Raw genomic sequence first — 4,643 nt, forward strand, 5'->3', positions numbered from 1 at the left:
CCGCGTTAGCGGACGGAAGCTCTGCTCTTGCTTGATCGATACCCGGCGAGATCGGTCGCGACTTACGTCGCTCCTACAGGGGTGACAGCTCTGCACTTGCTTGGGTTTTCAGAAGCAAGATCAAACGCTAAAAGCTTCCGCCACTAAAGCGGCGGGTAACTTTCTTTTGTCTAAAGCAACAAAAGAAAGTCACCAAAGAAAAATGCTTTTGCTTTGAATCACAGGCCCGCACGCTCGATGCCAACGCAGGGATTTTTCATACGGTACATCCCTGTCCCGATGAAAAACGGCCCGCATCCCTGCGGGCCGCCCTCCGGGTCTTCGATTGCCTTCGCTAGTGCGCGGCGACGCACGGCAACAGCAACAGCAACAGCAACAGCAACAGCAACTGCAACGGTGACACGGCTCTTGAGTAGGAGCGGCGCAAGCCGCGACCGCGCCGCTTGCGGCTACGCCGTACTACCGTTTGCCCGGCAAACTACCGTGCCACCGTAGCTGCCCGCCATGCCGGCCGCTTGCCGGCGCTAATGCCCAACCTCAACGCACCTCGAACTCATAGATCCGCGTCGCCGGATCGCCGTTCTGGGTGGGGGTGCCGATGTTGAGCTTGATGTATCGGGCCGAGGTCGCGCTGATCGAATGGGTCGAGGTGCTGGCGGTATTTGCGGTCACCGTGACCGGGGTGCTCCACGACGTGGCGTTGGTCGAGGTCTGGATGGTGAAGGCCTTGGTGTTCCAGGAGGTGGATTCGCCACCGGCGCCGGCGTGCTTGACCACGAAACTGCTGACCGTCTGCGCCGAGCCCAGGTCGACCTGCAACCAGGCGGAAGAGGCCAGCGAACAGAACTTGTCGGTGTTGCCGCCGGACACGCTGCCGTTGACGGCCTTGGCCGGGCCTTCGTTGCTGTTGCACGCGCTCGAACCGGTTGCGGGTTTGTTGAGCGCAAGGTTGACGTTGCCGCTGCCGACCGAGACGGTCTGGGTCTTGGTGTGGGTCGCTCCGCCGTTGTCGGTCACGGTCAGGCTGACGGTGTAATTGCCGGCGCTGGCGTAGGTGCGGCTCGGGTTGGTAGCGGTCGAGGTGCCGCCGTCGCCGAAGTTCCAACTGCGCGAGGCGATCGTGCCGTCGGCGTCGCTGGAGGAATCGCTGAAGTTCGCGGTCAGGCCGCTGATGCTGACGCCGAAGTTCGCCACCGGTGCGGTATTGCCGCTGACGGCGTTGTTGATCGCGGCGGCGTATTGCGCGGTCGTACCCTGCGCCCAGCACTTCTGGATGTCGTCGTACAGCCACAGGAAGCCGCCGCTGATTCCGGCGCTGGTCTTCCAGCCGGCCATGCGGGTCTGCACCTGCGTCGGGCTGTCGCCGGCGGTGCAGCCGGTGCCGTGCTTGGTCCACAGGCCGGGCATGACGGTCATGCCCATCGCGGTGTTCCAGCTCGCCGGGTCGTTGCCGGCGCCGCCGTCGTAGACCTGCAGGTAGATACGGTCGACCGAGCTGCCGAGGTTGTCCTTCACGCCTCGCCAGAAGCTGGTGTTGGTGTAGGGCGCGAAGGTGATCTTGTAGCCGAGCCCGACCAGCATCTGGCCGAACTTGGTGGTGTCGGCGACGTTGTAGTGGCTTTCGTCGTCGAAGTTGACCGCGTCGGCGTCGGTGGCGGTCTTCAGCGCCTGGAAGTTGCGGTAAAGGATGCTGGTGCTGCCGGTGCCGCAGACGATGGTGGTGCCGCAGCCGGCGGCGGTGCCGTTGGCCAGGTTGGCCATGCGTTCGAAGTCGGGCACGCCCCAGGCGCCGATCGAAACTTCCACGCGCTTGACCGAAGTCGGCGCGGTCTTCAACGAAGCCAACCGTGCCGGCCAGTCGGCGTCGGCGCCCATATACGCGCCGTTCTTGACGATCGGGATGTCGTTATAGACCAGGTCGCCATTGGCCTCGATATGGACGCTCCACAGAAACACCGTGGTGAAGCCGGAATTGCGCAGGTCGTTGATGACGGTCTGGCCGCCGGAATAGAACGGGCCGCCGCCGAAGATCGCCGACTCGGCGGCGGCCGCGGTCGGCGCGATGGCGGCCAACGCCAGCGCGATAAAGGCCGGCAGCGCACGCGAGAACGTTCGGGCCGTGGCGCCGATGGAGTGGAGGCGGGTCGGTAGGTGCTGGTTCGACTTCGGCATGGAACGTTCCCCTGCAATGAGCGTCACGGCGTGACGCGATGGCGTCGATGCGCGCGGTTTGCGATGGCGAGCGATTGCGCTCCATCGCCACGACGCGCTCCCTGTCGCCGATGGCGGCGACGCGGCCACATTGGGAGGGCCAAAATCGGCGTGTCAACATTTGGATCGATTTAAATAAGGGTAAAAAAGTTTAAATGCGGCGCGGCCGGGATTTTTTCCCTTTCAATCAAGGCGCTGCGCATGCCGTCTGCGAATCATGAAACCGGGATGCATCGCGCGTTGCCTCGCGCGGGCGCGCTGCGTCGCAACAGGCTTTCGCGCGGAGACGGCGCGATCGAGCCGCGGCTCCGGCGCAAATAACCGGCGCAAATGACCGGTGTGATCAACCGGCGTGAATAAAGTGTGCTTTCGGCGTGCGGCGCGTGATCGAGGCATCACGAAGGAGGGCGATTCGACCGTTGCGACCCACGCGGTGTGACCGGATTCGCGAATCGGAATGCGCGCATCCGCAATCGCCTCGCGTACGATGCCGCGATGAATTCCCCCAGCGACCCCCATCACGACCCCGGCGCCGAGCGTATCGAGGCTGCGCTGTGTTCGGCACGGGCGCTGATCGGCCGCGGCGAAGCCGAATTGCTGCTCGCGCATGCGCTGGAGCGGCCGCGCAGTTGGCTGTTCGCCCACGACGACCACGTGATGGACGCGGAGGTTGCCCAACGTTACCGCCGCCTGGTCGAGCGTCGCCTCGCCGGCGAACCGGTGGCTTATCTGCTCGGGCAGCGCGGCTTCTGGCGTTTCGACCTGGCGGTGACGCCGGCGACGCTGATCCCGCGTCCGGAGACCGAACGCCTGGTCGAACTGGCCCTGGGACTGCTTGCCGAAGATCGCGACCTGACGATCGCCGACCTCGGCACCGGCAGCGGCGCGATCGCTCTGGCCCTGGCGTTCGAGCGGCCGCGCGCGCGGGTGATCGCGGTGGATTTCAGCACCGACGCGCTCGAGGTCGCTCGCGCCAACGCGGCCTCGCTGCAACTGGGCAATGTCGAGTTCCGCCACGGCGACTGGTTCGCGCCTTTGGCCGGCGAACGTTTCGACCTGATCGCGAGCAACCCGCCATACATCGAGGACGACGACGCCCACCTGCAGCAGGGCGACTTGCGTCACGAGCCGCGCAGCGCGCTGGCTTCCGGCGCCGACGGGCTGGATGCGATCCGCGTCATCGCCCGCGATGCGCCGGCGCATCTGCACCCGGGCGGCTGGCTGTTGATCGAACACGGCTGGGAGCAGGGCGCGGCGGTGCGCGCCTTGTTGACCCAGGCCGGCCTGGTCGATGCCGTCACCGAACGCGACCTCGAAGACCGCGACCGCGTCAGCCTGGCGCGCAAGCCCAACGCCTGAGAGCCGCCTCGCCGACGCCCGATCCGGTCACGCCATCGCGGCCGGGTCCCGTTAGACTTCCCGCATCCCGAATGCGAGGCCTGCGATGCGCACGCTCTATCCCGAGATCGAACCCTTCGACACCGGCACGATCCAGGTCGACGACCGCCATACCCTGTATTACGAACAGTGCGGCAACCCCGACGGCAAGCCGGTGGTGCTGCTGCATGGCGGCCCCGGCGCCGGTTGCAGCCCGAAGATGCGGCGTTTCCACGACCCGGCCAAGTACCGCATCGTCCTGTTCGACCAGCGCGGCAGCGGCCGCTCGACCCCGCATGCCGACCTCGTCGATAACGGCACCTGGGAACTCGTGGCCGATATCGAAAAGCTGCGCGCCAAGCTCGGCATCGACCGTTGGCAGGTGTTCGGCGGTTCCTGGGGTTCGACCCTGGCGCTGGCCTATGCCGAAACTCATCCGCAGCGCGTCACCGAGCTGGTCCTGCGCGGCATCTTCATGCTGCGCCGTTGGGAACTGGAATGGTTCTACCAGGAAGGCGCCTCGCGCCTGTTCCCGGATGCATGGGAGCACTACGTCAACGCGATCCCCTCGGTCGAACGCCATGATTTGATCAGCGCGTTCCATCGCCGTCTGACCAGCGAGGACGAGAAGACCCGGCTCGACGCCGCGCGCGCCTGGAGCGTGTGGGAAGGCGCGACCAGTTTCCTTCATGTCGACGACGACTTCGTCAGCGGCCATGAGGACGCGAAGTTCGCGCTCGCCTTCGCTCGCATCGAGAACCATTACTTCGTCAACGGCGGCTTCTTCGAAGTCGAAGACCAGTTGCTGCGCGACGCGCACAAGATCGCCGACATTCCGGGCGTGATCGTGCACGGCCGCTATGACGTGGTCTGCCCGGTGCAGAACGCCTGGGAGCTGAAGAAGGCCTGGCCGAAGGCCGAGCTGACGATCACCCCGGCGTCGGGGCATTCGGCGTTCGAGGACGAGAACGTGGATGCGCTGGTGCAGGCGACGGATCGGTTTGCCTGATCGGTTTCGCCTGCGCGGCGATCCGTTTGCCGGAGGTTCCTGTAGG

Annotated in this window: 3 protein-coding genes; 2 read left to right on the forward strand and 1 reads right to left on the reverse strand. The window is 65.5% G+C overall.

Annotation, left to right across the window (positions count from 1 at the left end; genetic code table 11):
- Positions 1 to 537: 537 nt before the first annotated feature.
- Positions 538 to 2,172 carry a PKD domain-containing protein gene (locus tag ACTJJK_RS22965; protein ID WP_440731347.1) on the reverse strand — a complete coding sequence of 545 codons (1,635 nt, stop codon included), beginning with the start codon at positions 2,170 to 2,172 and terminating at the stop codon, positions 538 to 540.
- A gap of 534 nt (positions 2,173 to 2,706) precedes the next feature.
- On the opposite strand from ACTJJK_RS22965, the gene prmC reads away from it, so the two are divergent.
- Complete coding sequence (gene prmC / locus ACTJJK_RS22970; protein ID WP_031374221.1) at positions 2,707 to 3,570, forward strand: peptide chain release factor N(5)-glutamine methyltransferase; 864 nt, start codon at positions 2,707 to 2,709, stop codon at positions 3,568 to 3,570.
- Positions 3,571 to 3,655: 85 nt separating this feature from the next.
- Positions 3,656 to 4,597 (forward strand): prolyl aminopeptidase, encoded by a 942-nt coding sequence (pip, locus tag ACTJJK_RS22975; RefSeq protein ID WP_031374220.1) that lies wholly within the window; start codon positions 3,656 to 3,658, stop codon positions 4,595 to 4,597.
- Positions 4,598 to 4,643 lie beyond the last annotated feature (46 nt).

Source organism: Lysobacter sp. 22409 (genome assembly GCF_052045105.1).
GTDB classification, from domain to species: domain Bacteria; phylum Pseudomonadota; class Gammaproteobacteria; order Xanthomonadales; family Xanthomonadaceae; genus Lysobacter; species Lysobacter antibioticus_B.